The sequence below is a fragment of the Hyalangium gracile genome (assembly GCF_020103725.1).
In the GTDB taxonomy this organism is placed as follows: domain Bacteria; phylum Myxococcota; class Myxococcia; order Myxococcales; family Myxococcaceae; genus Hyalangium; species Hyalangium gracile.
In genome coordinates, this window is record NZ_JAHXBG010000036.1 from 1 (window position 1) to 26374 (window position 26374).

30 protein-coding genes are annotated in these 26374 nt (G+C 68.7%); 13 read left to right on the plus strand and 17 right to left on the minus strand.

From position 1 onward, the window contains the following. Nucleotides 1-254 precede the first annotated feature (254 nt). Nucleotides 255-794 (plus strand): hypothetical protein, encoded by a 540-nt coding sequence (locus tag KY572_RS42310; protein WP_224249456.1) that lies wholly within the window; start codon nt 255-257, stop codon nt 792-794. A 245-nt stretch (nt 795-1039) separates the two neighbouring features. Next, the gene (locus tag KY572_RS42315) at nt 1040-1597 is read left to right on the plus strand and encodes a hypothetical protein (protein ID WP_224249457.1); all 558 of its coding nucleotides are present in this window, start codon (nt 1040-1042) and stop codon (nt 1595-1597) included. 429 nt (nt 1598-2026) lie between these two features. On the opposite strand, the gene KY572_RS42320 is transcribed toward KY572_RS42315, so the two are convergent. The 17 genes from KY572_RS42320 to KY572_RS42400 all read right to left on the minus strand — a co-directional run bounded on the left by KY572_RS42320 (nt 2027) and on the right by KY572_RS42400 (nt 17070). After that, nucleotides 2027-2242 carry a helix-turn-helix domain-containing protein gene (locus tag KY572_RS42320; protein ID WP_224249458.1) on the minus strand — a complete coding sequence of 72 codons (216 nt, stop codon included), beginning with the start codon at nt 2240-2242 and terminating at the stop codon, nt 2027-2029. Nucleotides 2243-2583: 341 nt separating this feature from the next. Further along, nucleotides 2584-3864, minus strand: coding sequence for a hemolysin family protein (locus KY572_RS42325; protein WP_224249539.1), 1281 nt, complete (start codon nt 3862-3864; stop codon nt 2584-2586). Between the two features lie 102 nt (nt 3865-3966). After that, nucleotides 3967-4344, minus strand: a complete 378-nt coding sequence (locus KY572_RS42330) for a response regulator (protein ID WP_224249459.1) — start codon at nt 4342-4344, stop codon at nt 3967-3969. A gap of 140 nt (nt 4345-4484) precedes the next feature. Beyond that, nucleotides 4485-5318 carry a metallophosphoesterase family protein gene (locus KY572_RS42335; RefSeq protein ID WP_224249460.1) on the minus strand — a complete coding sequence of 278 codons (834 nt, stop codon included), beginning with the start codon at nt 5316-5318 and terminating at the stop codon, nt 4485-4487. Between the two features lie 78 nt (nt 5319-5396). Then, nucleotides 5397-6608, minus strand: a complete 1212-nt coding sequence (locus KY572_RS42340; RefSeq protein WP_224249461.1) for a ceramide glucosyltransferase — start codon at nt 6606-6608, stop codon at nt 5397-5399. A 137-nt stretch (nt 6609-6745) separates the two neighbouring features. After that, on the minus strand, nt 6746-7435 hold the full coding sequence (gene phoU / locus KY572_RS42345) for a phosphate signaling complex protein PhoU (protein WP_224249462.1): 690 nt from the start codon (nt 7433-7435) through the stop codon (nt 6746-6748). Between the two features lie 13 nt (nt 7436-7448). Continuing rightward, nucleotides 7449-8192 (minus strand): phosphate ABC transporter ATP-binding protein PstB, encoded by a 744-nt coding sequence (gene pstB / locus KY572_RS42350; protein WP_224249540.1) that lies wholly within the window; start codon nt 8190-8192, stop codon nt 7449-7451. Nucleotides 8193-8236: 44 nt separating this feature from the next. Continuing rightward, nucleotides 8237-9148 carry a phosphate ABC transporter permease PstA gene (pstA, locus tag KY572_RS42355; RefSeq protein WP_224249463.1) on the minus strand — a complete coding sequence of 304 codons (912 nt, stop codon included), beginning with the start codon at nt 9146-9148 and terminating at the stop codon, nt 8237-8239. Continuing rightward, nucleotides 9145-10155, minus strand: coding sequence for a phosphate ABC transporter permease subunit PstC (pstC, locus tag KY572_RS42360; protein ID WP_407660110.1), 1011 nt, complete (start codon nt 10153-10155; stop codon nt 9145-9147). Before pstC ends, pstA begins: the two co-directional genes overlap by 4 nt. 38 nt (nt 10156-10193) lie before the next feature. Continuing rightward, entirely contained in the window at nt 10194-11015 is an 822-nt protein-coding gene (locus KY572_RS42365; protein ID WP_224249465.1) for a phosphate ABC transporter substrate-binding protein, read from the minus strand. A gap of 95 nt (nt 11016-11110) precedes the next feature. Then, entirely contained in the window at nt 11111-11800 is a 690-nt protein-coding gene (locus tag KY572_RS42370; protein ID WP_224249466.1) for a response regulator, read from the minus strand. A gap of 132 nt (nt 11801-11932) precedes the next feature. Then, a complete protein-coding gene (locus tag KY572_RS47575; protein WP_263452446.1) occupies nt 11933-12427 on the minus strand; it encodes a SixA phosphatase family protein in 495 nt (164 codons plus the stop codon). Between the two features lie 53 nt (nt 12428-12480). Next, complete coding sequence (locus KY572_RS42380) at nt 12481-13473, minus strand: metallophosphoesterase family protein (RefSeq protein WP_224249467.1); 993 nt, start codon at nt 13471-13473, stop codon at nt 12481-12483. Between the two features lie 12 nt (nt 13474-13485). Continuing rightward, complete coding sequence (locus KY572_RS42385; RefSeq protein ID WP_224249468.1) at nt 13486-14838, minus strand: sensor histidine kinase; 1353 nt, start codon at nt 14836-14838, stop codon at nt 13486-13488. An 18-nt stretch (nt 14839-14856) separates the two neighbouring features. Next, nucleotides 14857-15537, minus strand: a complete 681-nt coding sequence (locus KY572_RS42390) for a response regulator (protein WP_224249469.1) — start codon at nt 15535-15537, stop codon at nt 14857-14859. Between the two features lie 142 nt (nt 15538-15679). Beyond that, nucleotides 15680-16183, minus strand: a complete 504-nt coding sequence (locus KY572_RS42395; RefSeq protein ID WP_224249470.1) for a hypothetical protein — start codon at nt 16181-16183, stop codon at nt 15680-15682. Next, nucleotides 16180-17070 (minus strand): tetratricopeptide repeat protein, encoded by an 891-nt coding sequence (locus KY572_RS42400; RefSeq protein WP_224249471.1) that lies wholly within the window; start codon nt 17068-17070, stop codon nt 16180-16182. The genes KY572_RS42395 and KY572_RS42400 overlap by 4 nt, the downstream gene beginning before the upstream one ends. A gap of 183 nt (nt 17071-17253) precedes the next feature. On the opposite strand from KY572_RS42400, the gene KY572_RS42405 reads away from it, so the two are divergent. The 11 genes from KY572_RS42405 to ribD all read left to right on the plus strand — a co-directional run bounded on the left by KY572_RS42405 (nt 17254) and on the right by ribD (nt 26372). Then, nucleotides 17254-17835 carry a YceD family protein gene (locus tag KY572_RS42405; protein WP_224249472.1) on the plus strand — a complete coding sequence of 194 codons (582 nt, stop codon included), beginning with the start codon at nt 17254-17256 and terminating at the stop codon, nt 17833-17835. Nucleotides 17836-17844: 9 nt separating this feature from the next. Continuing rightward, nucleotides 17845-18027: a 50S ribosomal protein L32 gene (rpmF, locus tag KY572_RS42410; RefSeq protein ID WP_224249473.1), complete on the plus strand. Its 183-nt coding sequence runs from the start codon at nt 17845-17847 to the stop codon at nt 18025-18027. Nucleotides 18028-18466: 439 nt separating this feature from the next. Then, the gene (locus tag KY572_RS42415) at nt 18467-19450 is read left to right on the plus strand and encodes a beta-ketoacyl-ACP synthase III (RefSeq protein WP_224249474.1); all 984 of its coding nucleotides are present in this window, start codon (nt 18467-18469) and stop codon (nt 19448-19450) included. Nucleotides 19451-19482: 32 nt separating this feature from the next. After that, complete coding sequence (fabD, locus tag KY572_RS42420; protein ID WP_224249475.1) at nt 19483-20421, plus strand: ACP S-malonyltransferase; 939 nt, start codon at nt 19483-19485, stop codon at nt 20419-20421. Then, entirely contained in the window at nt 20418-21167 is a 750-nt protein-coding gene (fabG, locus tag KY572_RS42425) for a 3-oxoacyl-[acyl-carrier-protein] reductase (protein ID WP_224249476.1), read from the plus strand. Before fabD ends, fabG begins: the two co-directional genes overlap by 4 nt. Before the next feature lie 105 nt (nt 21168-21272). Further along, nucleotides 21273-21515, plus strand: a complete 243-nt coding sequence (acpP, locus tag KY572_RS42430) for an acyl carrier protein (RefSeq protein WP_169342610.1) — start codon at nt 21273-21275, stop codon at nt 21513-21515. A gap of 90 nt (nt 21516-21605) precedes the next feature. Beyond that, nucleotides 21606-22856: a beta-ketoacyl-ACP synthase II gene (fabF, locus tag KY572_RS42435; RefSeq protein WP_224249477.1), complete on the plus strand. Its 1251-nt coding sequence runs from the start codon at nt 21606-21608 to the stop codon at nt 22854-22856. Nucleotides 22857-22882: 26 nt separating this feature from the next. Then, on the plus strand, nt 22883-23332 hold the full coding sequence (rpiB, locus tag KY572_RS42440) for a ribose 5-phosphate isomerase B (protein ID WP_224249478.1): 450 nt from the start codon (nt 22883-22885) through the stop codon (nt 23330-23332). 100 nt (nt 23333-23432) lie between these two features. Continuing rightward, complete coding sequence (gene glyA / locus KY572_RS42445) at nt 23433-24689, plus strand: serine hydroxymethyltransferase (RefSeq protein WP_224249479.1); 1257 nt, start codon at nt 23433-23435, stop codon at nt 24687-24689. A 19-nt stretch (nt 24690-24708) separates the two neighbouring features. Beyond that, nucleotides 24709-25212 (plus strand): transcriptional regulator NrdR, encoded by a 504-nt coding sequence (nrdR, locus tag KY572_RS42450; RefSeq protein ID WP_224249480.1) that lies wholly within the window; start codon nt 24709-24711, stop codon nt 25210-25212. Continuing rightward, nucleotides 25209-26372: a bifunctional diaminohydroxyphosphoribosylaminopyrimidine deaminase/5-amino-6-(5-phosphoribosylamino)uracil reductase RibD gene (ribD, locus tag KY572_RS42455; protein ID WP_224249481.1), complete on the plus strand. Its 1164-nt coding sequence runs from the start codon at nt 25209-25211 to the stop codon at nt 26370-26372. The genes nrdR and ribD overlap by 4 nt, the downstream gene beginning before the upstream one ends. Nucleotides 26373-26374: the final 2 nt, after the last annotated feature.

A 26374-nucleotide genomic window follows, 5' to 3' on the forward strand; every position in this document is an offset into this window, starting at 1 on the left:
TCCCAATCATCTCGGCCGCCTGCTCCTGAGTGAGTCCCCGCGCCGTGCGCAGTTCCCGCAGGCGTAGCCCGAGGCGCTTGCGCTCCCTCTTGATGATCGGCGCAAGGTCCTCCGGAACCTGGATGCCGGACGGGCCGGGCGGACGTGACTTGCCGGGTGGCGACACGTACCCCATCTCGCCCGGGTAAACTTTGATTTACCACAAACTATAGTTTACTTTCGGGGCGGCACTGAGCCACGAAAGGACGGCCGAGATGGAAGAAGAGAACGGACCTAGCAGTCACCCACCGGGGACGGTGGTGAGCCTGGACCTCGAACTAGGCACCCTGGCCACTGCAATCCAGGGGGCGCGGATGCTTGCGGACCTCCAAGCGCGGCGCGATCTGCCGGATGCGGAGATGGAGCGGGATGCTCCTGCCTGCATCGTGTCCGTGCTGGCCCTGGCTACGGAGCGTATCGGGCAACTGCGGCGCGTGGTGCGCAACGAGGAGAACCCGGGCAACTTGTGGGCCCCTCACAACGCGGTGGAGGACCCAGCGACAAGCGGCGAGTTCCCCGGGGATATCGTCCTGTTCTCCTGGGGCTCCCACCGGCTGCCCCTGGTCATGTGGGAACCCCGGGGAATGGAGCGCCAAGGGAACGCGAAGAAGCGCGCGAGCAAGGCGCCCAAGGGCAGGAGCCGGAAGGCACGGGGAGCCGCCCCTGAGTCCTCCGAGGTCTCCGAGGATGCGAGCTCAAGGGAACCCGCGCCGTCTGCGCCCGAGTCCCACGGCTCGGAGCGCCAGAACGGCTGACGCTGACGCGGGGACCGATGGGCCCGGCTGCTCCATCGGCCTCTGCTTCGGAGGCCCGGGCTGGGCGTAACGCTGCTCAGTCCTTCCTCCTCTGGAAGAGCGGGAAGAGGCTAGTAGGTGGCCTGAAGAGTGCTGCCGCTCTTGCCCCTATCGGTGTGCGCCTCGTAGGGACCTGACCTCAGCGTTTACACCTGCTGAGCGGGCGAGCAGTGGCGCTCCATGCCGCAGTGCGGGAGAGTCAGGGGATGCGATTCTTGCTCCTTCTGTCGTTACTAGTGGCCAGCTCGGCGCATGCGTCGTGGGATTCCGATGTGTGCTCCGATCTCGGCTCAGTCGGCACTCTGGTTGGGGTGTCGCTGGCCGATCTTGACCCCGAGGTGGGCACTCGTGATGCCATGGAGGAGCGGTTCACGCGAACGCTCAAGATCAAGTTGCGGTCCTCCAACATCAGCGTCCTCGAAAGCGAAGAGGTGTCGTACACCACACCCGCCCTGCTCTTCTTTGTGAGCATTCAGGGTGTCTTTGAGACCGGGTACGCAGCGTTTCGCGTTGAACTGCTGTTCTCGGAGCCGGCGACCGTCTCCCGGACCGGACTGCGAACTCGGGCAATCATCGCACGTCAATCCGTGACGGGAGTTGCGGGGCAGCGGAAGGCAGAGGACTCGGTCAACGAGGCGATCGGGTCTCTGGCGGATGAGTTCGTGAGTTGCGTCCTTGAGGCTCGAGACAAGGCCGGGAAGATCGGGCCAAAGAAACAGGCCCCGACAAGGAAGCCAGCCAGTGCCAAGACGGACGACCTGTAGCCCCGGTTCCGCCAGTTCTGGGTTGGTTCCGGGACCCTGCGGGCGGACGCGGACGGTGCGGACGATCGGTTCCCATGGTTCCCACCGGTTCCGGGAACCTCACGGCTTCTTCGCCTCCCCACGTTGCTGACGGTTCGCTCGACACGCAGCGGTTCCGGTTCCCGCTATAGGGCCGGGAACCGGGAACCACCAGCCGCGCATCAGCGATCAGCCCACTCAGCCCCCGCTGTTCTCAGCGACCCGCAGGGGGGCATGGGGGCACGCTGCACACCCGCCCCGCGCGAGGAAGCCCCAAGCCACTCGCCCACCTCAGACCGCCTGTTCTCGGACGGGCACAGTGTCGGTGTCGGTGGCATAAGCGCCGCCCCTGGGGCGTGGCCTCGTGGCGTCAAACTCCGCTGAGAGCAGCAGGGGAACAGCGGCAGCGCGTCAGCGCAGCCCCCGGGAGAGGAAGGCTTCCACGTCCGCAGGCCGGATGCGGATCGCGTTGCTCACCCGCACGTGGGGCAACTCGCCACGCTCGCACAGTCCGTAGACGGTGGCCGTACTGACCCCCAGCCGCTCGGCCACCTCACGCACGGTGAGCAGGCGCTCGGCACCTCCCGGCAGAACGCGCAGGCGAGCAGGGGGCCCACCTTGCAGCAAGGGTGCAGCAAAAGCCCTGTGACTCCCTGCTATCGGCTGGGACGGTTGGACGGGCCCCGGCCCCGAATCCCCAAGATTTCCAAGGGCTTGTGAACGGCTGATAACCGTTGGACGGGGGGACCCTTCGCCTCCGGAGCCAAAGGCCACAGGTTCGAATCCTGTATCGCGCGCTGTTGGAAGGGGCTGGAATCCCTGGGGAAATCTCCTGGTGGTTCCAGCCCCTTCGCTTTTTCTGGAGGTGGTGGCGCGCGCCAAGGCGGCCGGAGTCGCCGTGCGCGGACTTTCTGGCTTCTATACCCGCCGCGATGCCGCAGAGAGAGCCCCGTGAGCCGATGCTGGCCTCAAGGAGCCGGGACCGACTCCTGAGGGGCGAGGATGATGCGCACCGAGCGCACCCGGCGGGGCGTGGCGTCCAGCACCTCCAGCACCGTCCCATCCTCCAACGTCAGCCGCGTCCCTGGCTCGGGGATGGCTCCTGTTCTCGCGGAGCAGAGGCCGCCGATCGTGGAGTAGCCCTGGCCCTCTTCCAGCTCGAGCCCCAGCGCGCGGTTGACCTCCCGGAGGCTGGCCGTGCCCTGCACCACCGCCGTGTTCGGGCTCTCTCTCCGGATGAGCTCCTCGGGAGTCTCCGTCTCGCTCAGGATGTCCCCCACCAACTCCTCGATGAGATCCTCCATCGTCACCAGCCCCAGCACGCCCCCGCGCTCGTCCACCACGATGGCCAGCTGCATGCGGCGCTTCTGCAGCTCCTTGAGCGCGTCGAGGGCTCGCATCGTCTCGAAGACGAAGTAGGGCGGACGTATCACGTCCTCCAGGACGATGAGCGTTCCCTCCCAGGCCACGCCCAGCAGATCCTTCGCGATGACGTAGCCCACGATGTTGTCCAGCGACTCCTCGTAGACTGGCATCCGCGAGTGCCCACGCTCCAGCAGGACCTGCCGGATCTCCTCGGAGGTCGCGCGCCGGTTCAGCGCCTCGATGCGGCTGCGAGGGACCATCACCGCCGCCAGCGTGAGCCCCGTGAGATCGAACGCCCGAGAGGCGATCTCCCCGGCCCGCGGATCCAGCGTGCCCGCCTTCGAGGCTTCCTCCACGAGTTGCTGGAGCTCCTCCGGCGAGAGGCGGGCCTCCGCGAAGTTCGTCTTGTCCCCGAAGAAGCGCAGGATCAGGTTGGAGCTGGCCGTCAGGAGCCACACCACGGGACGGGCCAGCCAGGACAGCCCATACAGCGGGCGGCCCACGAGCAGCGCGTAACGCTCCGCGTAGCGCAGGGCGATCGACTTGGGGACCAGCTCGCCCAGCACCAGGGACAGATAGGAGATGAGGCCGACCACCAGGGCAAAGGCGAGGCTCTGCGCCGCGGACTCGCCCAGCCCCAGTCGCACCAGGACCGCCGCCAGCGGCGCGGCAAGCGAGGCGCCACCGAAGGCCGCGGCCGTCGCGCTGACCACCGTGATGCCAATCTGCACCGTGGCGAGCAGCCGCTCCGGGTTGGAGCGCAGGGCCGCGATCAGCTGGGCCGAGCGATTGCCTTCGTCCAGCAGCTCGCGCAGGCGAGTCTTGCGTACCGTCAGCAGCGAGAGCTCCGCGCCCGCGAACACTCCGTTCGCCAGCACCAACAGCAGGACGATGATGAGCTCCGACGCGATAGTGTCCTCCCCTCGAAGGTTTCCAGCTTACGCGGAGCGAGCGGGCGGGCTGCCACCTTTCCGCTCGCCAGGCGCTCAGGCCTCCAGCGACTGCAAGAGGAGCGACAGCTGATCCCGGCTGGCGCCCTTGGGGAGGTAGTAGTGGGGGCCCGACATGAGCGCGCTGCCCACATCCTGGGCCGCCGCGGAGGTGAGGAAGACGATGCGGGGCTTGGTGTTGTTGCGCGGGAGCCGCTCGACGACCTCCAGGCCGCTCATTCCCGGCATGTTCAGGTCGAGGAGCATGATCCGGTACTTCTCTCGAGAGAGCGAGTCCAACGCCTCCTGGCCGTCTGCCGCCTCGATGGCCTCGTAGCCCAGGTCTTCCAGGCACAGCCTGAGGAACTCTCTCCAGTCCGCGTCGTCGTCCACGACCAGGACCTTGCGTCCATCGTCCGCTATCGGTCGGCTCAAAGATCCTCCCTGACACGGGAAGAACCCCTCTGCGCTCCTGCCTCTTTCACTCCCTGCGGCTATAGCTGCCGGCCTGGAGGGCAGGGGAACGGGCAGCGGCTCGCTGACGATGGCGGCCGTTCGTGCTCCACCTCAGGGAGTCAGAAGAGGGCGGTGCTCAGCTGGTTCGCCAGTTGCTGGAGCGCGGGCAGCAGGCTGTGGCTCGCCGTCCTGGGCGTCGGTATGGCCGAGGTTCGTTGCCACGTCGGGGGAGCGAGCAGGCGCCCTCCCGAGTGCTGGAAGAGCCGGAATCGTCCCAGCTCCGTGGAGCTGCCCGAGTTGTAGATGCCCAGCGCCCTCTCGTGCCCATTGAGGGTGAACTCTCGCGGCACGTGCCGGTGCCCGTGGAGGATGAGATCGCAGCGTCCCTGGACGCGCGACACCAGCCGGGGTCCCAGGGCCAGCTCCGCCGCGTGCGGCCAGCCCATCCTCGTGGCCAGCCGCTCGGGGAGGCTCTCCTCGGGCAGTGGCAGCACGTGGTGGTGCAGCAGGATCGCCGTCAGGGCCTCGCGTGGAGCGGCGGCGAGGGCCGTGTCCACCGCCTCCAGCGCCGCCGAGGTCAGCGTTCCATGGCTCGCGAAGATGGAGCGGCGGTTCTGGGGCCCGGTCGAGTCCACACAGACGAGGTAGAGGCCCTCTCGCTCCACCGTGCACACCTTGCGGCCCTTCATCCAGCGCCTCACCACGTCATCCCCAGGCCGGTCGTGGTTGCCGGGGATGAAGGTGAGCCGGGCGGTGTCGAGCAACGGGGAGAAGATCTCCCGGAATCGGCGGAACTCCGCGCTCGCCCCCTGGTGCGTCAGGTCTCCCGTGACCACCACATGGTCCACGCGCTCGGCGAGCAGGGTCGCCACGAGGGCTCGTGCCGCGGAGTCGCTGCTGGGACTCAGGTCCAGATGGAGGTCCGAGAGGTGCGCCAGCTTCTGAACGGGCATGACGCATTCATAGGCACCTCCGGAAACACCCTGATGGCTCGCCGGTGAAAGCTTCGAGAGCCTCGTGTGACAGCGCGGTCAACCCGCGAGCAGCTCCTCGCCTGGGCTCGCCTCGCTCGGAGAGAGCGCCAGCGGTGCCCTGGTCTCCACCGGAGCCAGCCGCGTGCCCGGCAACACTCGCAGCCGCGTCCCCCGCCAGTCCACCGTCCGGCTGAACAGGCCGTTGCACCAGGCCACGAAGAGCAGGGCGTCCTTGATGAGCACGGCGGGAACCGTGCGCCAGGACACCGGCTCCGGACGCAGCATGCGGAACACCGTCACGTCGATGGCGGCCTTCGTCATGGCCAGGGCCGCCACCGCCGCGAAGGCCGGCATCCCCGGCTCCAGCAGCGCTGCCAGCAGCGCCAGCGGCACGGGGTTGAGCAGCCCCTGCGCCAGGTACGTCATCGTCCCCACGGAGCTGTGGTGGATGACGCTCCAGCGCACGTAGCGCTTGAAGAAGGCCCCCACGCACTTCCTCAGGGACACGTTGAACACCGGCGTCGTCGCCACGTGGACCCGCTTGCCCAGCCTGCGCGTCACCCACTGCCCGATGACGAAGTCCTCCGCCAGCACGTCCTTCACCGAGAAGAAGCCGCCGAGTGCCTCCACGTCCTCGCGCCGCAGCGCCATGGACTTGCCCACCACGATGTCCTTGTCCGCCAGCCGCTTGGCGGCGATCACCCCCGCCGCCGCGCTCGAGGCCAGGTGGAGGTTGTCCAGCAGCGAGCCCAGCGTCTGCTCGCCAATCCCCCCGATCGGATGCGTCACGCAGCCCACCGTCGGATCCTCGAACCCGTCGGCAATCCCATCGAGATAACCCGGCGCCACGCGCACGTTCGAGTCGCTGATCACCCACAAGTCATATCGGGCCTCGGAGGACAGCGTGACGAGCTGGTTCACCTTCGGGTTGAGGCCCGGCTCGCCCTCCTGCAGCACCAGCCGCATCACCTGGGGCCAGCGGGCCACCGCCGCCCGCGCCACCGCGTAGGCCGGATCCCTCATGTCCTTCACGCCCAGGAGCACCTCGTAGCTCGGGTAGTCGAGCGAGGCGAACTGCTCCAGGTTGGCCTCCAGATCGTCATCCACGCCGCACAGGGGCTTGAGGATGGAGATGCCCGGCCGGGCCGCGCCTTCCGAGCGGGGCAGGGGGCACTCGCGGCGGTGGCGCAGGACGTAGACGAGCTGCACTGCCAGGGCCACAAGCCCTACCGAGGCGGCGGCGAGCAGGACGAGGGAGGCGACGGGCATTCGCGAGCTCCAGAGCGGCGCACGGTCATCGTGCGACCTGCTCGGGAGGCTAGAAGGGCCCGGCGTCAGCTCAGCGACCGCCTCGCGTCGGCGGCGGGAAAACGGAGTGACAGCGGCGTGAAGTCCCGCTCCCTTGCCTACTCCTGGGAGAGGTTGCGGCTTCGCGGGTGGCGGATGTCCTTGCCCCGCACCATGTAGACGACCATCTCCGCCACGTTCATCGCGTGGTCCCCGATGCGCTCCAGGTGCTTGGCGATGAACATCAGCGCGGTGGCCCGACGGATGTTCTTCGAGTCCTCCATCATGTACGCCAGCAGCTCGTTGAAGACCTTCAGGAAGAGTGCATCCAGGAGATCATCCCCCTTGAGCACCTCCTCGGCCTTCGCCACGTCGTTGGACACGAACGCGTCCAGCGCCTTCTTCACCTGCTGCTGGGCCAGCTCCGCCAGCTTCGGCGTGTCCACGTAGGGCGCCAGCGGCGTCACCTGGTTCAGATCGATGGCCCGCTCGGCGATGTTCACCGCCAGATCCCCGATGCGCTCCAGGTCCGTGACGATCTTCAGCGCCGTGGTGATGAGGCGCAGATCGCTCGCCGCGGGCTGCCGCAGCGCCAGGATGCGGCGGCAGAGATCGTCGATCTCCACCTCCAGCCGGTTCACGTCCTTGTCGGACTTGATGACGTTCTCGGCCAGCGCGGAGTCGCGCTCCGTGAGCGCCTTCACGCTGTGGGCGATGAGCGTCTCCACCTTGGCGCCCATGGCCAGCAGCCGCTCGCGCAAGTCGCGCAGATCCTGCTCGAAAGCCTTGTCGGTGTGCGTTGCCGGCATTGGTGCCTCGATCCTACCCGAACTTCCCGGTGACGTAGTCCTCGGTCCGCTTCTCCGCCGGGTTCGTGAAGATCTGCTCCGTGGGCCCGCATTCCACCAACTCGCCCATGTAGAAGAAAGCCGTCCGGTCGCTCACCCGCGCAGCCTGCTGCATGTTGTGCGTGACGATCGCGATCGTGTACGTGGCCTTCAGCTCGTGGATGAGCTCCTCGATCTTCGCCGTGGCGATGGGGTCCAGGGCGCTGGCCGGCTCGTCCATCAGCAGCACCTCGGGCTCCACCGCCATCGCTCGGGCGATGCACAGGCGCTGCTGCTGGCCGCCAGACAGGCCCAGGGCGCTGTCGTCCAGCCGGTCCTTCACCTCGTCCCAGAGCGCCGCGCCCCGCAGGGACTTCTCCACTCGCGCCGAGAGCTGCCCCTTGTCCTTCATCCCCGCCACGCGCAGGCCGTAGGCCACGTTCTCGAAGATGGACTTGGGGAAGGGGTTGGACTTCTGGAACACCATGCCCACCCGGCGGCGCAGATCCACCACGTCCACGCTCCGGTCGTGGATGCTCGTCCCGTCCAGCAGGATGGTGCCGGTGTGGTTCGAGCTGGGGATGAGATCGTTCATCCGGTTGAGCGAGCGCAGGAAGGTGGACTTGCCACACCCGGACGGGCCGATGAGCGCCGTCACCTGACGCTCGGGGATGGCGAGGCTCACCTTGTTGATGGCCACCTTGGTGCCGTAGCGGAGGCTCAGCTCCCTCGACTCCATCTTGATGCGCGGGCTGGGCGGCTGGAAGGTCATGGACGGCGTTCTCAGTGGGCGTTCGCGGCGCGCCGGCGGGTACGGGTCCGGATGACGACCGCGACTATGTTGAGGGCGAAGGTGAGCATCAGCAGCACCAGCACCGTGGCGTACAACAACGGGCGGGTGGCCTCCACGTCCGGCGACTGCGTGGCCAGCACGTACGTGTGGTAGCCCAGGTGCATGAACTGCGAGTTCAGCGAGGTGGGCAGGTCCGGCAGGAAGTACGCCGCGCCGGTGAAGAGGATGGGCGCCACCTCGCCCGCGCCGCGCGAGACGGCCAGCACGGCACCCGTGAGGATGCCTGGCAGCGCCCCGGGCAGCACCACCCGCACCAGCGTCTGGGACTGGGTGGCGCCCAGCGCCAGGCTCGCGGTGCGGTGATCCAGGGGCACCGCGCGCAGCGCCTCCTCCGTGGCGACGATGACCACCGGCAGCGTCAGCACCGCCAGCGTCAGCGAGGCCCAGAGGATGCCAGGCTGCGCCCAGTGCAGCTCCTGGTAGCCCAGCACGCGGTCCAGGCCGCCGCCCACGAAGTGGATGAAGAAGCCCAGGCCGAACAGCCCGAAGACGATGGAGGGCACGCCCGCCAGGTTGACGATGGCCACCCGAACCCAGCGCGCCACGATGGAGTCGGGCGGGGCGTACTCGTGCAGGTAGACGGCCGTGAGCACTCCCACCGGCATCACCGCCAGCGTCATCAGCAGCGTGAGCGCCGCGGTGCCGTAGAGCGCCGGGAAGATGCCGCCGCCCATCATGCCGTCGGACGGGGCCTCGGTGAGGAACTTCCAGGTGACGTGGCCCGCCCCTTCGGTGAACACGTCCAGCAGGATGACGGCGAGCATCCCCACGATGAGGAGCGCGGCCAGCCCCGTCAGCGAGGTGAGGGCGCCGCCCACCGCCCGGCGCGTCGAGTGCTTCACGAGCCACCTCCCGTGAGCCGCTTGAGGACCCGCTTCGTCCAGGTCGCGGCCACCATGTTGAGGATGAAGGTGAAGACGAACAGCTCCACGCCGATGAAGAACAGCAGCGAGTAGTGCGGGCTGCCCACCACCACCTCGCCCATCTCGGCGGCGATCGTCGCCGACAGCGAGCGCACCGAGTCTCCCAGGCTGGCGGAGACGATGGCCGCGTTGCCGGACGCCATCAGGACGATCATCGTCTCGCCGATGGCGCGGCCGAAGCCCAGCACGCAGCCGGCGAGGATGCCGGGCGCCGCCGCGGGCAGCACCACCTTCCAGGCGGTCTCCCAGGGCGTGGCTCCCAGCGCCAGCGAGGCCTCGCGGTAGCTGCGCGGCACCGAGGTGAGCGCGTCCTCGGCCACGGTGAAGATGACGGGCACGATGGCCAGCGCCAGCCCCAGGCCCGCCACCACCGCGTTGAGCCGGTAGGTGAAGCCGAACGTGTCCTGCAGGAACGTGGCGAGCACCATCAGCGCGAAGAAGCCCAGCACCACCGACGGGATGCCCGCCAGCAGCTCGATGACGGGCTTGAGCAGCTCCCGCAGCCGCCGCGGAGCGAACTCCGCCGCGAACAGCGCGCCGGCCACGCCCACCGGCACCGCCACCAGCATGGAGACCACCGTCGTCTTCAGCGTGCCGATGAACAGCGGGATCATGCTCACCTTGGGCACCGAGGATACCGGCTGCCACAGGTAGGCGGGCGGACGGCCCGGCCGCGTGGGCTGGGCCGTGAACATCTTGGCCAGGCTCGCCTCGTGGCGCGCCTCGGCGTCCAGGAAGAGATCCAGCGCTTCCTTCGCGACGAAGACGATGATCAGCACCAGGGCGGCGATGCCCGTGAAGGCCATCGCGGTGACGATGCCCGCGATGACCTTCTCCCGGAGCTGCCGGCGCCGTGCCTCGGGGGAGCTCCGCGGAGCGACGATGGGTTCAGCGAGACTCTGCTGCATGGGTGCCTCTCTATCCATCCTGGCCCCCCACCTGGCGTGACATTCTTGTGACGGGACTACTTCACCGGGAAGTAGCCAACCTTGTTCACGATCTGCTGTCCCTCGGTCGACAGGGCGAAGTCGATGAAGGCCTTGGTCTCGCCCGCGGGCGCGTTGCGCAGGTAGAAGTAGAGATCCCGCGCGAGCGGGTACTTGCCGCTCTTGATGTTCTCGAGGGTGGGCGCCACCTCCTCGTTGCCCACCTTCACCTTCAGCTCCTTGAGGCCCTTGGCGTAGGCGGCGCCGCCGTAGCCGATGCCGTTCTTCTCCTTGGCCACGGCGTTCACCACCGCGGCGGTGCCCGGCAGCGTCTGCGCGCTGGCGGTGTAGTCATCCCCACCGAGCACGGTGTCCTTCACGAAGGTGTAGGTGCCGGAGGAGTTCTCGCGGGAGTAGACGACGATGGGCGCGTCCGGGCCGCCCACCTCCTTCCAGTTGGTGATGTCGCCCAGGTAGATGCCCTTGAGCTGCTCCTGCGTGAGCGAGTTCAGCGGGTTCTTCTCGTTGACGTAGAAGGTGACGCCGTCCTTGGCCACGGAGATCTCCGTGCCGTGGGTCTTGAAGCGAGCGTTCAGCTTCTGCTTCTCCGCGTCCTTCATGGGACGGCTGGACATGCAGATCTCGGTGGTGCCGTTGATGAGCGCGGAGATGCCGGTGCCCGAGCCGCCGCCCGTCACCTGCAGCTTCGTGTCGGCGTTCTTCTTCATGAACTCCTCGGCCCAGCGCTGGGCGAGGATGACCATGGTGTCCGAGCCCTTGATGGTGATGGTGCCCGCCCGCGCCGCCATGGGCAGGGCGAGCAGGAAGACGGCGAGGAAGGATGCGAGGAACTTCTTCATGGTGGATGACTCCTTGGAGAGACGTTGGCTGGATGCCGGCTATGCGACGACTGTGGCTCTTTCGCGGCTCGAACGTGACAAGTGCGCAACGCGCCTCAGGCGGAGTGGGGATCGACGATGCGGTAGCCCACGCCGCGCACCGTCTCGAGGCACGCGCGCGCCGGGCCGAGCTTGTCGCGCAGGCGCATCACGTGCGTGTCGATGGTGCGCGTCTCGAGCGAGCTGGAGAGGCCCCACACCTCCTCCAGGAGCTGGTCGCGCGTCTGCACCCGGCCGACGCGCGTCATCAGGTACTCCAGCAGCCGGAACTCCAGCGCCGTGAGCGCCACCTCCTTGTCCTCCACGTAGAAGCGGTGGGCTCCCACGTCGAGCCGGAGGGCGCCCAGCGTGATGGGCGCCGAGCCGTCCCGCGGCGGGTTGCTGCGGCGCAGGATGGCCTTGAGGCGCAGCACCAGCTCGCGGACGCTGAAGGGCTTGGTCACGTAGTCGTCCGCTCCCACCTCGAAGCCGCGGACCCGGTCCGCCTCCTCGCCCTTGGCGGTGAGCATGACGATGAGGATGTCCCGGGTGAGCGCCCCCGCGCGCAGCTGCCGGCACACCTCCGTGCCAGGCATGTCCGGGAGCATCAGATCGAGCAGCACGAGATCCGGTCGCTGCTCTCGCGCCGCGGCGAGGGCCGCCTCGCCCGTGGCCGCCACCCGGGTGGAGAAGCCGGCCGTCTTGAGGTTGAAGTCGATGAGCTCGGCGAGGTCGCGCTCGTCATCGACGATGAGGACGTGGGACATGGCGATGCAATCTGTCCGTCCCCGTTTGCGCTGGCGTGACACGCTGGAAACAACTGCGTGACGATCCACCAGCACCTTGGATTTCGCGGAGTTGCGCCCCGGTGTTGCAGGCCCGTGACAGGCGAGGGCGGCTCAGCCGCGCGGCGAGTCCGGGCGCAGCACGCTCCGGCCCGGGGCGGCCATCCACGCGAAGGTGAAGCGCTTGCCCGCGGGCATCATCGCCAGCACCGTGCCCTTGCGCAGCTTGTCCGGCAGCGCCTCACCGAGTGCCAGCTTGCCGGCCCGCGCCAGGGAGGGGTTGTGGCCCACCAGCGCCCAGCCCGGTCCCACCTCCGCCGCCAGCTCCACGATGCGCTTGTGGGCATGGTCGAGCGGGAGCAGCGCCTGGTGCACCTCCACCTGCGCCAGCCCGAAGGCCTCGGCGAGGATCTCCGCCGTCTGGACCGCGCGCACCAGCGGGCTGGTGAGGATGCCCGTCATGGGCGTGAGGCGCGCGAGCTTGCGCGCGTGCTGGCGGAAGGCGGCGCGTCCCTCGACGGTGAGCGCCCGGGCTTCGTCGCCGAGCGCGTGTTCATCCTCCGCCACGGCATGGCGGACGAGCATCAGTGGAAGGGCATGGACGGGCATGGCGGCGCGTCCCTACCCCCGCGCGGCGCGTGCAGGCAAGCCAACCTTGTGTGTCAGCCATCCAGATCGTTCGCGGACTCGAGCTGCGAGGCCAGCGCGGGCTCCGCCGCGATCGCCGTGGCCTGGGCGTGCCCCAGATCCGTGGGGTCCACCGCCTCCTGGCGCAGGGCGGCGGCCTCGGCCTCGTCCCGGGGAACGGGCGGCTCCTCCGCCGCGACGGGCTCGGCAGGGGCGGGGCGGGGCGGGGCTCCCGGGGGCGGGCGCAGCACGGGGCCCGGAGGCGGCAGGCCCGAGTGGCGGCGCGCGGCCTCCAGCAGCGCGTGGTGGTGGCGGTAGCGCGCCTCCACCAGCTTGTGGATGAGGATGGGGCCGCCGGGCACCTTGCGCGCCGTGAGCGCCTGGGTGGCCTTGCGCACCGGGTAGCGCACCCGGCGGATCTGCACGCGCCAGCCCTTGGGCGTGTACGTGAAGATGCCGTAGGCCGGGCGGAGGTCTCCGTCCCGAGGAATGCCCGCGCTGGCCACGTCCGCGATGATCATCCGGCCCACGCGGCGGCGGTACGGGAAGTGGAGGTGCCCGAACGCGCAGGCCGCCGCGTCCAGGTGCATGAAGAACCGGCGGACGGACAGCTCGTCCAGCGTCGGATCCAGCGACTCCTCGAGGTTCTTCGGGTTGGCGTGGCAGACGAAGAGGTCCTGCCCCTTGCGCGGCGTGTAGCGGATGGAGAAGGGCATGGCGCCCAGCATCTTCAGGTGGGCCTCGCCCAGCTGATCCCGCGTCCAGCGCAGCAGCTCCGTCTTCCAGTGGTCCCGCTCGCGGTAGGCGCCGCCCAGGTAGTTGCCCGCGAGGTAGCAGTCCGTGTTGCCCATCAGCAGCGCGTCGCAGCGGTCCGCCAGCAGCTCCACCGTCTCGCGCGGGTGGGCACCGCGCAGCGCCAGGTCCCCCGCGGCCACGATGTAGTCGGGGGCCATCCTGTCGATGTCCTCGAGGACTGCCTCGCAGGCGGGGAGATTGCCGTGAATGTCCGCGAGGATCGCGACCCGCATCGTACCCGTATCCTACCCGGATGCCGCCTCAGGGGTAGCGACGGGAAGAAAAATGACGAACACGCTGCCTACATGGGGCTGGCTCTCCACCTTCACCTCCCCGCCCATGGCCCCCATCAGGTGTTTCACGATGGACAGGCCCAGGCCCGTGCCCCCCATGTCCCGGCTGCGACCTTTGTCCACCCGGTAGAAGCGCTCGAAGATACGGGAGAGGTGCTTCGGCTCGATGCCCAGCCCCGTGTCCTTGACCCGGACCACGCAGCGCCCGTCCTCCAATGTGCCGAAGACGTCCACCCGCCCTCCTGCCGGGGTGTACTTCACCGCGTTATCGAGCAGGTTCAGGAGCACCTGCTCGACTGCTCGCTCGTCCCCGCGCGCCACCAGGTTCTGGGGGACGTGGAGCTCCAAGTGGATGTTCTTGCCCGCGGCCTTGGGCTTGACGGTCTCCGCCGCTCGCGAGGCGGCCACCGCCAGGGGCACCTGGGCGATCTTCAGCTGCAGCTCGCGGGACTCCAGCCGGGACAGCTCGAGCAGATCCTCCACGAGCTCGGAGAGGCGCTCGGACTGGCGGTGGATGATCTCCACCATCTTGGGCGCCATCTCCTGGTCCTTCAGCGCTCCGCTCTGGAGCGTCTCCGCGTAGCCGCGGATGGCGGTGATGGGGGTGCGCAGCTCGTGGGAGACGTTGGCCACGAAGTCCTTGCGCACCTTCTCCAGCCGCCGCAGCTCCGTCACGTCGTGGAAGACGGCGGCGCTGCCCGGCAGATCCTTGCCCAGCGGCGTCACGCGGATGGACAGCGTGCGGGGGAACAGCCCCTCCAGGGTGAGCTCCAGGCGCGAGGATGTCCCCTCCCGGCAGGCGCGCATCACCGCCTCGTGCAGCTCCTCGTTGCGGATGAGGGCCAGCGGGCGCTGGCCCACGATGTCCGCGCCGCCCGGCTGGAGCATCCCGCGCAGGGCGTCGTTGTGGCGCACGACGTTGCCCGCCGCGTCGGTGATCCAGATGCCCTCGATCATGCCGTCCAGCACGGCGGTGAGGGTGCGCGCCTCCTGGGTGAGCTGGGCGTTCTGCGCGGCGAGCCGGGCGTGCAGCGACTCGATGGCGCCCTCCAGCGTCGCCACCTCCTCCAGCGTGTCGTCCTCGGAGGAGGTGACGGGCGGAATGCCCTCGAGGCGCCCGCGCGTCTTGCGCGCCAGTGTCTGGAGCTGCCGCTCGAAGCTGTCGCGGCTGGCGATGATGACGGTGACGAAGCCGGCCAGCGTGACGACCGCCGCGGCGATGGCGCTCACGGGCGTGTCCAGGGCCACCAGCACCACCAGGACCACGACCGCGGACAGCAGGAGCGGGACGATGAGGTTGCGCATGGGCGGGCCAGGCGGTGCTCAGGGCGGGTTGAGCTTGTAGCCCACGCCCCGGATGGTCTCGATGATGTCGCCCGAAGGGCCCAGCTTCTCGCGCAGCCGCTTGATGTGGGTGTCCACGGTGCGGGTGTGGATCTCCGCCTGGATGCCCCAGACGTCCGAGAGGAGCACCTCGCGCGTCTGCACCCGTCCGGCCCGCTCCAGCAGCGTGCGCAGCAGGCGGAACTCCAGCGCGGTGAGGATGACCTCCTCGCCCTTCACGCGGACCTGGTGGCGCGCCGTGTCCAGCTGGATGTCACCGGCGCCGAGCTGGGGCGCGGGCTCCTCCTCCGCGTCCGCGCGGCGCAGCACCGCCTTGACCCGGAGCATCAGCTCCCGGACGGAGAAGGGCTTCACCACGTAGTCATCCGCGCCCGCCTCGAGCCCCTGGATGCGGTCGGCCTCCTGGCCCTTGGCGCTGACGATGACCACCGGCACCTTGCGCAGCTCCGAGTCGCTCTTGAGCATCCGGAGCACCTCGCTGCCGGCCACGTCCGGGAGCATCAAGTCGAGCAGCACCAGGTCCGGCATCCGCGCGCGGGCCTTGGCCAGCCCTCCCGCGCCGGTGTTCGCCGTCTCCGTCTCGAACCCCGCGGCGCGGAGGTTGTACTCGACGAGTCCAGCGAGGTCCTGCTCGTCCTCGATGATCAGGATGCGCGCCATGGCCTTCTCCGCCTCCAGTGGGAGCCGTGTCACGGCCCCGTGGCGTCGCAGCGATAGCAGATCCAATTGTGACAGCGAGGTGAAAGACACCGCTTCTTGCGCCCGCCTCGCTGGAAGCCCGGGGGCCGGGCCGGCACGGGTGTCAGAAGGTGGGATCGCAGTCCACGGTGGTGAGCGTCATCGGCGCGGCGATGACCGGGTCGTTCCGGCTCGCGTTGACCTCCGGGAGGTAGTTGCAGGAGCTGCCCAGGAAGCGCGGCGGGCTCTCATTGGAGATCGCCTCGATGACGAGCACGTAGTCCCGCCCCACCGGTGCCTCGAAGCTGACGTCCTGCGAGGTGACGCCGGTGCCGCTCAGGTTCTCCAGGAAGCGCAGCGCGCGGCTCTCCCGGCCCCGGGCATCGTGGAGCGGCAGCAGCTCGTCAAGCCTCACCTTCTGGTTGAGGCAGGTCTTCTGGAGCTCCGTGCAGTCGCGCTGCTTGCCGTCCGGGAGCACCACGATCTGGAAGGCGGACAGCTGGTCCGTCACGGCCTTCTCCACGAGCAGGTCCAGCCCGAGCGGGGAGGTGTCGGAGGAGGGCGCCGCGCCACAGCCGGCGACGAGCGTGAGGGCCAGGGACGTCAGGGCGAACGGACGAAGGTTCATGGATTGACGCGGATGGTGACGGGGACGCGACCGCGCTCCTCGGAGGTGGCGATGGCGACACCCGCGGCGGTGCCTCCGACGACGACGGCGCCCACGCCCACCCAGAGCCAGGGGCTCTTGTACCAGGGCCGCGCCGTGCTGGCCGTCGCGGACGTGCCCGAGGCCGGCTGGGGCATCACCGAGAAGATGAGCGGGTTGAAGGAGTCGCCCCGGCCCGCCAGCCGCCGCTGCGCCGCGTCCGCCACCTCGAAGTAGTACTCCACCTCATAGGGGTTGGCCTCGGAGGGTAGCTCGTAGGCGGGCAGGGTGGCCTGGTACTGCTCCTTGTTGCCTCGCAGGCGCGTGAAGTCCACCGAGCTGTAGGCCTCGTCCCCCGCGCGGCGGAAGAAGAGCTTCGCCTTGGCCCCCAGGGCCATGTTCTCGATGCGCGCGTCCACCACCACCGGCTCGCCGCCCGTGGGGTCCGGGATGGGGTCCACCTGCAGCGTCACCGGCCGGACACGCCGGCTCTTGATGTCCTCCTTGATGCGCGCGTACAGCTGCCGCAGCTTGGGCGGCGCGTTGCGGGGCAGCTCGAAGTCCGGCCGGGCCTGGAGCAGCCGCTCGTAGGCCTCCCGGGCGCGCGCCTCGTCCCCCAGGTACAGCGAGGCCAGCCCGAGCAGGCGGTAGAGCTCCACCAGCTGATCATCCGTGACGTCGGGCGCATCCAGGCCCGCCTGGAGCGTCTTCACCGCCTCCTCGAAGTCCCCCTGCTCGATCTGCTCCTGGGCGCGGACGATCTCCCGGTTGGTGGGGCCCAGCTGGAAGAGGAGGGGCTCTGGGAAGACGGGTCGAGCGAACGCCAGGGCAGGGCTCAGGAGCCCGCCTACCAGGATGCTGACCACCACACGCAGCCGCCAGCCTTGCATTACACGGACCGTACCAGAGCGTTATTAAAAGGATCCACGGAAGGAGATCCCCCGGCCGGTCACGGCCAGGTGAATTCCAACGTGGTTTTGAGAACAGCGGCGCGTTGACTTTTGGGGATCCCCCCTCTATGTTGCGCGCCCTTTTGCCTGGAAGCCTTGTAGATGGTCGTAAAGATTGAACAAATTCAAGAAGCGGGGCTGAAGCTCGACGAGCCCATCGCTCTGGAGCTGCTCCAGGAGGTGCTGGGAGGAAGCGGTCAGGATACCGGCTTCCGGGCGACCCGGCCCTCGACGCTCCACGCTTCCCTGCGGAAGGTGAGCGGCGGCGTGCTCGTGCAGGGCAGCTTCACCGCCCACGTGGCCGCTCCCTGCAAGCGGTGCCTGGTGGACGTGAAGCTGGAGCTGCCGGTGTCCTTCACCCTCAACCTGGTGCCCGAGTCGCTCGTCCGGGGCGATGACATCCTGGACGAGGACGAGAAGGACGAGCGCGCCCAGGGCGAGACGGGCGGGTCCTTCGAGTTGGAGGACGCGGACGAAGAAGTCTTCGACGGGAAGACGATCGATCTGGATCCGATCGTGCGTGAGCAGGTATTGCTCGCCCTGCCGATGAACGCGGTCTGTCGTGAGGACTGCAAGGGGCTCTGCGCGCAGTGCGGCCAGAACCTCAACGAGAAGCAGTGTGGCTGCGAGCAGAAGGTCATCGACCCTCGGCTCGCTCCCCTGATGAACATCAAGCTGAACTAGAGGTGAGTCGTGGGAGTTCCCAAGAAGCGGACTTCGAAGATGCGCCGGGATCGCCGTCGCGCGGCCAACAACAACCTGCGCTCTGCCGTGCAGGTCATCAAGTGCTCCAAGTGCAAGGAGCCGGTGCTGCCGCACCGCGCCTGCGCCGCTTGTGGCAACTACAGTGGGCGTGAGGTCATCGCCACCGAGTAGTTGAGGCGTCCGGTGCGGCTCGTGCTCGACGCGAGGGGTGGCGATCCCGCCCCCTTCGCCGTCGTCGTGCGCCGTATTTCGTTCGTGCGCGCTCTCCCGGAGCACCGGATGGTGCTCGTGGGGGAGTCGTCGTGCATGCGGGCGTCTCCTCGGCGGAAGAAGCACTCCCTGTTCCAGGCGGGCGTCGCGCTCGTCCAGGATCGGGAGGCGTCTGCCCGGGCCCGGGTGGCCAATCCCGCGCGTGTCAGGCTGGCGCCATAGGGTGGTTTCGCGGTGGCTTCGGCCTGCTCCGCGAGGCCATCGGCTTGACGCGATGCATTGACTGCTCGGAACCTGGCTGCTTGCCCGCCAGAGAGGAAAAAGGGCGACAGGCGACGCTTTTTCCGATTAGAGAGCCCGCCCGTAGCGTTGTGTTCCGACGACACTCCGGGAGTACCACGTGCCCCTCGCGCAGATCATCGGAACGGGTTCCTACGCGCCCGCCCAAGTCATCACCAACCAGGACCTCGAAAAGATCGTCGACACCTCCGACGCCTGGATCACCGAGCGAACCGGTATCCGCGAGCGCCGCAAGGCCGCGCCCGGCGAGGCGACGAGCGACATGGCGGTCGCCGCCGCCCGGCAGGCGCTGGAGATGGCGGGTGTCCGCCCCGAGGAGCTGGATCTGATCGTCGTGGGCACCATCACGGCGGACATGCCCATGCCCTCCTGCGCCGTGCTCGTGCAGGCCAAGCTGGGGGCGAAGAAGGCCTTTGCCTTCGACGTGGCCGCCGCGTGCGCGGGCGCGGTGTACGCCCTCTCGGTGGCGGACCAGTTCATGCGCACCGGTCAGGCGAAGCGGGCGCTCGTGATCGGCGCGGACCTCTTCACCGGCGTGCTGAACTGGAAGGACCGCAACACCTGTGTCCTCTTCGGCGACGGAGCCGGGGCCATGGTGCTGGCGCCCGCCGAGGAGGAGGGCAGGGGCATCCTCTCCACGCGGCTGCGGACCGACGGCACGCTGTCGGACATCCTCACCATCCCCGCGGGCGGCTCCAAGGAGCCGCTCACCGAGGAGAACATTCGCGACCAGCGCCACAAGGTGAGCATGAACGGGCGCGAGGTCTTCAAGACCGCGGTGCGCGAGCTGACGGGCATCACCAATGAGGCGCTGCAGGCCCATGGCATCTCCCCGGGCCAGGTGGACCACGTCATCGCGCACCAGGCCAACCTGCGAATCCTCGAGGCGGTGATGCAGCGCATCGAGATTCCCGTCGAGAAGTGCTGGATCAACCTCGACAAATACGGCAACACGTCGGCCGCCTCGGTGCCCATGGCGCTGGATGAGGCCAACCGCGCCGGCCGTCTCAAGCGCGGGGACCTCATCGCCGTGATGGCGGTGGGGGCGGGTATGGCGTGGGGCAGTGCCGTGGTGCGGTGGTAGCCAAGGGGCAGTCAGGGAGGGAGTGAGTACACATGTCGAAGATTGCATTCGTCTTCCCCGGGCAGGGCAGCCAGAAGGTGGGCATGGGGAAGGACCTGCTGGAGAAGTTCCCCGAGGCTCGCGCCGTCTTCGACGCGGCGGATGATGCGCTCGGCGAGAAGCTGTCCTCCCTCTGCTTCGAGGGGCCCGAGGACGCGCTCAAGCTCACCGCCAACACGCAGCCGGCGATCCTCACGGTGTCCTTGGCCGTCCACGCCATCGTCTCCAAGCGCGGGGTGACGGCCTCCTTCGTCGCGGGGCACTCGCTGGGTGAGTACTCGGCCCTGGTGGCCGCTGGCGCCCTGTCGCTGCCGGACGCCGTCCGCGCGGTGCGCTCGCGCGGCTCCTTCATGCAGGAGGCGGTGCCCGCGGGCGTGGGTGCCATGGCCGCCGTGCTCGGCCTGGAGCCCGAGAAGGTGAAGGCCGCCTGTGACGCGGCGGCCCAGGGCGAGGTGCTGGCCCCCGCCAACTACAACTCGCCCGAGCAGACGGTCATCGCCGGGCATGCCTCCGCGGTGGCTCGCGCCGAGGCGAAGCTCAAGGAGGCCGGCGCCAGGCGCGTCATGCCCCTGCCGGTGTCCGCGCCCTTCCACTGCGCGCTGATGGATCCGGTGAAGCCGCGGCTGGCCGAGGTGCTCGGCAAGGTGAAGGTGTCCGCGCCCCGCATCCCGGTGGTCACCAACGTGGAGGCCAGGCCCAACGCGGACGCCTCGCGCGTGGTCCCGCTCCTGCTGGAGCAGGTGAGCGCCCCGGTGCGCTGGATCGAGTGCGTGGAGGCCCTCAAGGCCGAGGGCGTGACGCGCATCGTCGAGCTGGGACCGGGTAAGGTGCTGGCCGGGCTCGTCAAGCGCATCAGCAAGGACATCGAGACGTTCAACGTCGAGGATTCCGCGAGCCTTGAGAAGACGCTCGCGGCGCTGGGGGCAGCATGAACGGCTTCAAGGACAAGGTGGTGCTGGTGACGGGCGGCTCGCGCGGCATCGGCCGGGCGTGCGCGGTGGCCTTCGCCAAGGCGGGCGCCGCCGTGGTGATCGTCAACTACGCGGGCAACGAGGCGGCCGCCCAGGAGTCGGTCAAGCTCGTCCAGGAGGCCGGCGCCAAGGCCGAGGCCGTGAAGTTCGACGTGGCGGACACCGCCGCCTGCGCCTCCGCCGTGGAGAACATCGTCAAGACGCACGGCCGGCTGGACGTGCTCGTCAACAACGCGGGCGTGGCGGTGGACGGCCTGGTCATGCGCTTGAAGGACGAGGACTGGGACAAGCAGTTGGACACCAACCTCAAGGGCGCCTTTGCCCTCATCCGCGCCGCCAGCCGCCCGATGATGAAGCAGCGGGGTGGGGCCATCATCAACCTCACCTCCATCGTCGGCGAGTCGGGCAACGGCGGACAGGCCGCCTACTCCGCCTCCAAGGCGGGCCTCATCGGCCTGACGAAGTCGGTGGCCAAGGAGCTGGCCAGTCGCAACATCCGCGTCAACGCCGTCTCCCCGGGCTTCATCGGCACGGACATGACGGCCAGCATCAACGACGAGATGCGCAAGAAGATGCTGGAGAACATCCCCCTGGCACGTCTGGGCACCCCGGAAGAGGTGGCCAACGCCGTGGTATTCCTGGCCAGCGATGCGGCTGCCTACATCACCGGAGAAGTTCTGAAGGTGAATGGCGGCATGTACATGTAGCCCAAGGTTGGATTGCTGGCGGGCGTGGGATATACCGCGCCCGCCTTTGACTGGGCCCGGGAAGTAAGGCGGGCCCCCACATGGTTCCTGGAGGGTTCATCACTTATGTCGACGTCAGCCATCGAAACCAAGGTCAAGTCCATCATCGCCGACCAGCTCGGGGTGGGAGAGGACGAGATCAAGCCCGAGTCCTCGTTCATCGAGGACCTTGGCGCCGACAGCCTCGACATCGTGGAACTCGTGATGGCGATGGAGGAGGAGTTCGAGGTCGAGATTCCCGATGAAGAGGCCGAGAACATCAAGACTGTCGGCGACGCCATCAACTACATCAATACCCACAAGAAGTAAGGCAGCACGCGCGGCCGGGCCGGAGGAACGCCAGGCACCGGCGTTCCGTGGCCGCGCACAGGCGTAGCCGCGCACCCGTTGGAGAGGATCGTGTCAAACCGTCGAGTCGTCGTCACTGGTACCGGATTGATCACGGCACTGGGTACCGGTACCGAGAAGAACTGGCAGGCGATGCTCGCCGGCAAGTCTGGGATCGGCACCATCACGCGCTTCGAGCTGGCGAAGCTCGACACGCGTGTCGCGGGCGAGGTGAAGGACTTCGCGCCCGAGGAGTTCATCGACAAGCGCGAAGTGCGCCGGATGGACCTGTTCTCCCAGTACGCCGTGGCCGCCTCCGAGATGGCCATGCGCGAGAGCGGCCTGCCCATCGGCACGGACAAGCCGCACGGCTACCAGCAGGAGCGGGTGGGCGTCATCATCGGCTCCGGCATCGGGGGCATCGCGTCGCTGGAGGAGCAGCACAAGAAGGGGCTGGAGAAGGGGTTCGACCGGCTGTCGCCCTTCTTCATCATCCAGATGATCATCAACATGGCGCCCGGCCTGGTCTCCATCCGCTACGGCGCCAAGGGCCCCAACTGGTCCCCGGTGTCCGCCTGCGCCACCAGCGCCCACGCCATTGGCGAGGCCTGGAAGTCCATCCGCCTGGGTGAGACGGACGCCGTCATCGCCGGAGGCGCCGAGGCCGCCATCACCCCGCTGGGCATGGGTGGCTTCTCGGTGATGAAGGCGCTGTCCACGCGCAACGACACCACCGCCAGCCGCCCGTTCGACAAGGACCGGGATGGCTTCGTGATGGGCGAGGGCGCCGGCATCGTCATCCTCGAGGAGCTGGAGCACGCGAAGAAGCGCGGCGCCAACATCCTGGCGGAGCTGGTGGGCTACGCGGCCAACTCGGACGCCAACCACGTCACCGCCCCGGCCCCCGAGGGCGAGGGCGCGGCCCGCTGCATGCGCCTGGCCCTGGCCTCCGCGCAGATGAACCCCGAGGAGGTGGGCTACATCAACGCCCACGGCACCTCCACCCCGTACAACGACGCCAACGAGACCAAGGCCATCAAGTCCGTCTTCGGCGCGCACGCGCGGAAGCTGGCCGTGTCGTCCACCAAGTCGATGACCGGGCACATGCTCGGCGCGGCCGGTGGCGCGGAGGCGGTGGTGAGCGTGCTGTCGCTGCTGCGCGGCGTGCTGCCTCCGACGATCAACTACACGACGCCGGATCCGGACTGCGATCTGGACTACGTGCCGAACCAGCCTCGAGAGGTTCGCGTCGAGGCGGCGATGAGCAACTCGTTCGGCTTCGGTGGCACCAACGCGGTGCTGCTGTTCCGCCGCTTCAAGTAGTCCGGCCCTGCCGGGAGGAGGCCCGCGTGAAGATCATCCTTGCTTCCGACCACGCGGGCCTCGAGCTGCGCAAGGCCCTGGTGGACCTGCTCCAGGAGAAGGGCCACGCGTTCCAGGACGTGGGTCCCACCACCAGCGACTCGGTGGACTACCCGGACTTCGCCAGGACGGTGGCCCGCGCCGTGGCCGCCGGCGAGTTCACCCACGGGGTGCTCGTGTGCGGCACGGGCATCGGCATGAGCATCGCGGCCAACAAGTACCGGGGCGTGCGCGCGGCCCTGTGCAGCACCGAGTTCGAGGCCCGCATGGCCCGCGAGCACAACGACGCCAACGTGCTGTGCCTGGGGCAGCGGGTGATCGGCCCCGGCGTGGCCAAGGGCATCCTCGAGGCCTTCCTCGCCACCGCGTTCGCGGGCGGCAAACACGCCCGGCGCGTCCAGATGATCCGCGACGCCGAGTCCGAATCGCAGCGGTGAGGCCCTGGCGGGGCTTGCTCCGCTCGTGGCCGGCGTTCCAGTCTTCCAGCAGCAGCCTCCGCAGCGGAGGCCTTCGCAGCACCTACCTTCCGAGGGAACCATGGAGAACATCCGCACGCTCGCCGAGGTCGATCCCGAGATCGCCCAGGTGGTCCGCCACGAGACGGAGCGCCAGGAGGAGGGGCTCGAGCTGATCGCCTCGGAGAACTTCGTCAGCCCGGCGGTCATGGAGGCCATGGGCTCGGTGCTGACGAACAAGTACGCCGAGGGCTACCCCGGCAAGCGCTACTACGGCGGCTGCGAGGTGGTGGACGTGGCGGAGACGCTCGCCATCAACCGCGTGAAGGAGCTGTTCGGCGCCGAGGCCGCCAACGTCCAGGCCCACTCGGGCAGCCAGGCCAACATGGCCGCCTACATGGCGCTGATGAAGCCGGGCGACACCATGCTGTCGCTGGACCTGAACTCCGGTGGCCACCTCACCCACGGCGCGGCCTTCAACTTCTCCGGCAAGCTCTACAAGGTCGTCCACTACGGGCTGACGCGCGAGACGGAGACGATCGACTTCGGGCAGGTGTCCTCCCTGGCCCGCGAGCACAAGCCCAAGGTCATCATCGTGGGCGCCAGCGCCTATCCGCGCACGCTCGACTTCGCGAAGTTCCGCGAGATCGCCGACAGCGTGGGCGCGGCGATGATGGTGGACATGGCGCACATCGCCGGCCTGGTGGCCGCGGGCGTGCACCCCTCGCCGGTGCCGCTGGCGGAGTTCGTCACCTCCACCACGCACAAGACGCTCCGCGGCCCGCGCGGCGGCCTGGTGCTGTGCAAGGAGCCGTACGCCAAGGCCGTCAACAGCCAGATCTTCCCCGGCATCCAGGGCGGGCCGCTGATGCACGTGATTGCCGCCAAGGCCGTGGCCTTCAAGGAGGCGCTCAGCCCCGAGTTCAAGGCCTACCAGCGACAGATCGTCTCCAACGCCAAGGCGCTGGCCGAGGCGCTCCAGAAGGCCGGCCTGCGCCTGTGCTCGGGCGGCACGGACAACCACCTCATGCTGGTGGACCTGCGCCCCAAGAAGATCACCGGCAAGGCCGCCGAGGACGTGCTGGGCAAGGCCGGCATCACCGTGAACAAGAACATGATCCCGTTCGATCCGGAGAAGCCGACCACCACCTCCGGCGTCCGCGTGGGCACCCCCTCCCTCACCACGCGCGGGATGAAGGAAGCGGAGATGGCCATCGTCGGCCAGCTCATCGGCGAGGCGCTGGACAATGCCTCGGACGAGGCGCAGCTGACGCGCATCCGTGGCAAGGTGAAGGAGCTGACGAAGTCCTTTCCGCTCTACGCCTCGCGCCTGAAGTAGGTAATGTCTCCCGCTCCCGATGCGCTGCCCCTTCTGCCAGGACACCGAGAACAAGGTCATCGACTCGCGCGAGTCGCATGAGGGCTCGGTCATCCGCCGGCGCCGCGAGTGCCTGCAGTGCAAGCGCCGCTTCACCACGTACGAGCGGGTGGAGGAGCTCTACCCGCTCATCGTGAAGAAGGACGGCCGGCGCGAGGCCTTCGATCGGGACAAGATCGTCAACGGGCTGAAGAAGGCCTGCGAGAAGCGCCCCGTGTCGGCCGACCAGGTCGAGCAGACGGTGGAGGCCATCGAGCGGATGCTGCAGGGCATGGGCGAGAAGGAGGTGCCCTCCAGCGTCATCGGCGAAGAGGTGATGAAGCACCTGCGCGCGCTGGACGAGGTGGCCTATGTGCGCTTCGCCTCGGTGTACCGGAGCTTCCGCGACATCGCCGAGTTCATGAACGAGCTGCGCGAGCTGGCCGATCAGTCGAAGGAAGCCCGGCCCAAGCCCCAGCCCGGCAAGGGTGGCCAGCCGTCATGAGGCTGCTGACTCGGGCACGCCTGAAGGCCAGCAGGGCCCCGAGAGCAAAGCGCGCCGCGGACTTCGACCGGGCCGTGGCCGAGTTCTTCATGCGCATCGCGCTGGAGGAGGCCACCAAGGGCCTGGGCCGCACCAGCCCCAACCCGGCCGTGGGCGCGGTGCTGGTGAAGGGCGGGCGCATCATCGCTCGTGGCTTCACCCAGCCGGCGGGACAGGCCCACGCGGAGGTGATGGCGCTGGCGGCGGCCGGCCCTCGGGCGCGCGGCGCGGACCTCTACACGACGCTCGAGCCGTGCAGCCACTATGGGCGCACGCCCCCGTGCACCCTGGCCATCCTCGAGGCCGGCGTGCGCCGCGTCATCAGCGCCGCCGGGGACCCGAACCCGCGGGTGAATGGCAAGGGCATCGCCAGGCTCCGGCGCGCCGGGGTGGAGGTGCTCACCGGCGTGCTCGAGGAAGAGGCCACCACGCTCAACCGGGCCTTCTTCAAGACCATCCGCACGGGCATGCCCTACGTCACGCTCAAGGCGGCGGTGACGCTGGATGGCAAGCTGGCCACGGCCACCGGTGACTCGCGCTGGGTGACGGGCGAGACGGCGCGCGCCTGGGTCCACCAGCTGCGCAACCAGGTGGATGTCATCCTCGTGGGCTCCAACACGGTGCGCCGGGATGATCCCAAGCTCACCACCCGGCTGCCCGGCGGCGGAGGGAGGGACCCGGTGCGCGTGGTGGTGGACTCGCGCCTGAGCCTGAAGCCGTCCGCCACCATCTTCACCCAGCGCTCCCCGGCGAAGACGGTGCTCGCCACCCTGGAGGACCCCGAGGGCCGCAAGGCGCGCCGCTTCTCCGCTCAGGGCGTCGAGGTGTGGCAGGTGCGCGCCAGGCGCGACCGCGTGGACCTCAAGGCCCTGCTGACGCGCATCGGCCACGCCGGCTTCAACCACGTGCTCGTGGAGGGTGGGGCGGAGATGTACGGCTCCTTCCTCCGGGAGCGGCTGGCCGACGAGCTGGCCCTGTTCCTGGCTCCCAAGCTCATCGGCAGCCAGGGCCTCTCCTGGTCGGGAGACCTGGGCGTGAAGATGATGTCCGAGGCCCTCTCTCTCAAGCACGTCACCTACGAGCAGCTGGGAGAGGATCTGCTCCTTCAGGCACGGCTCTGAAG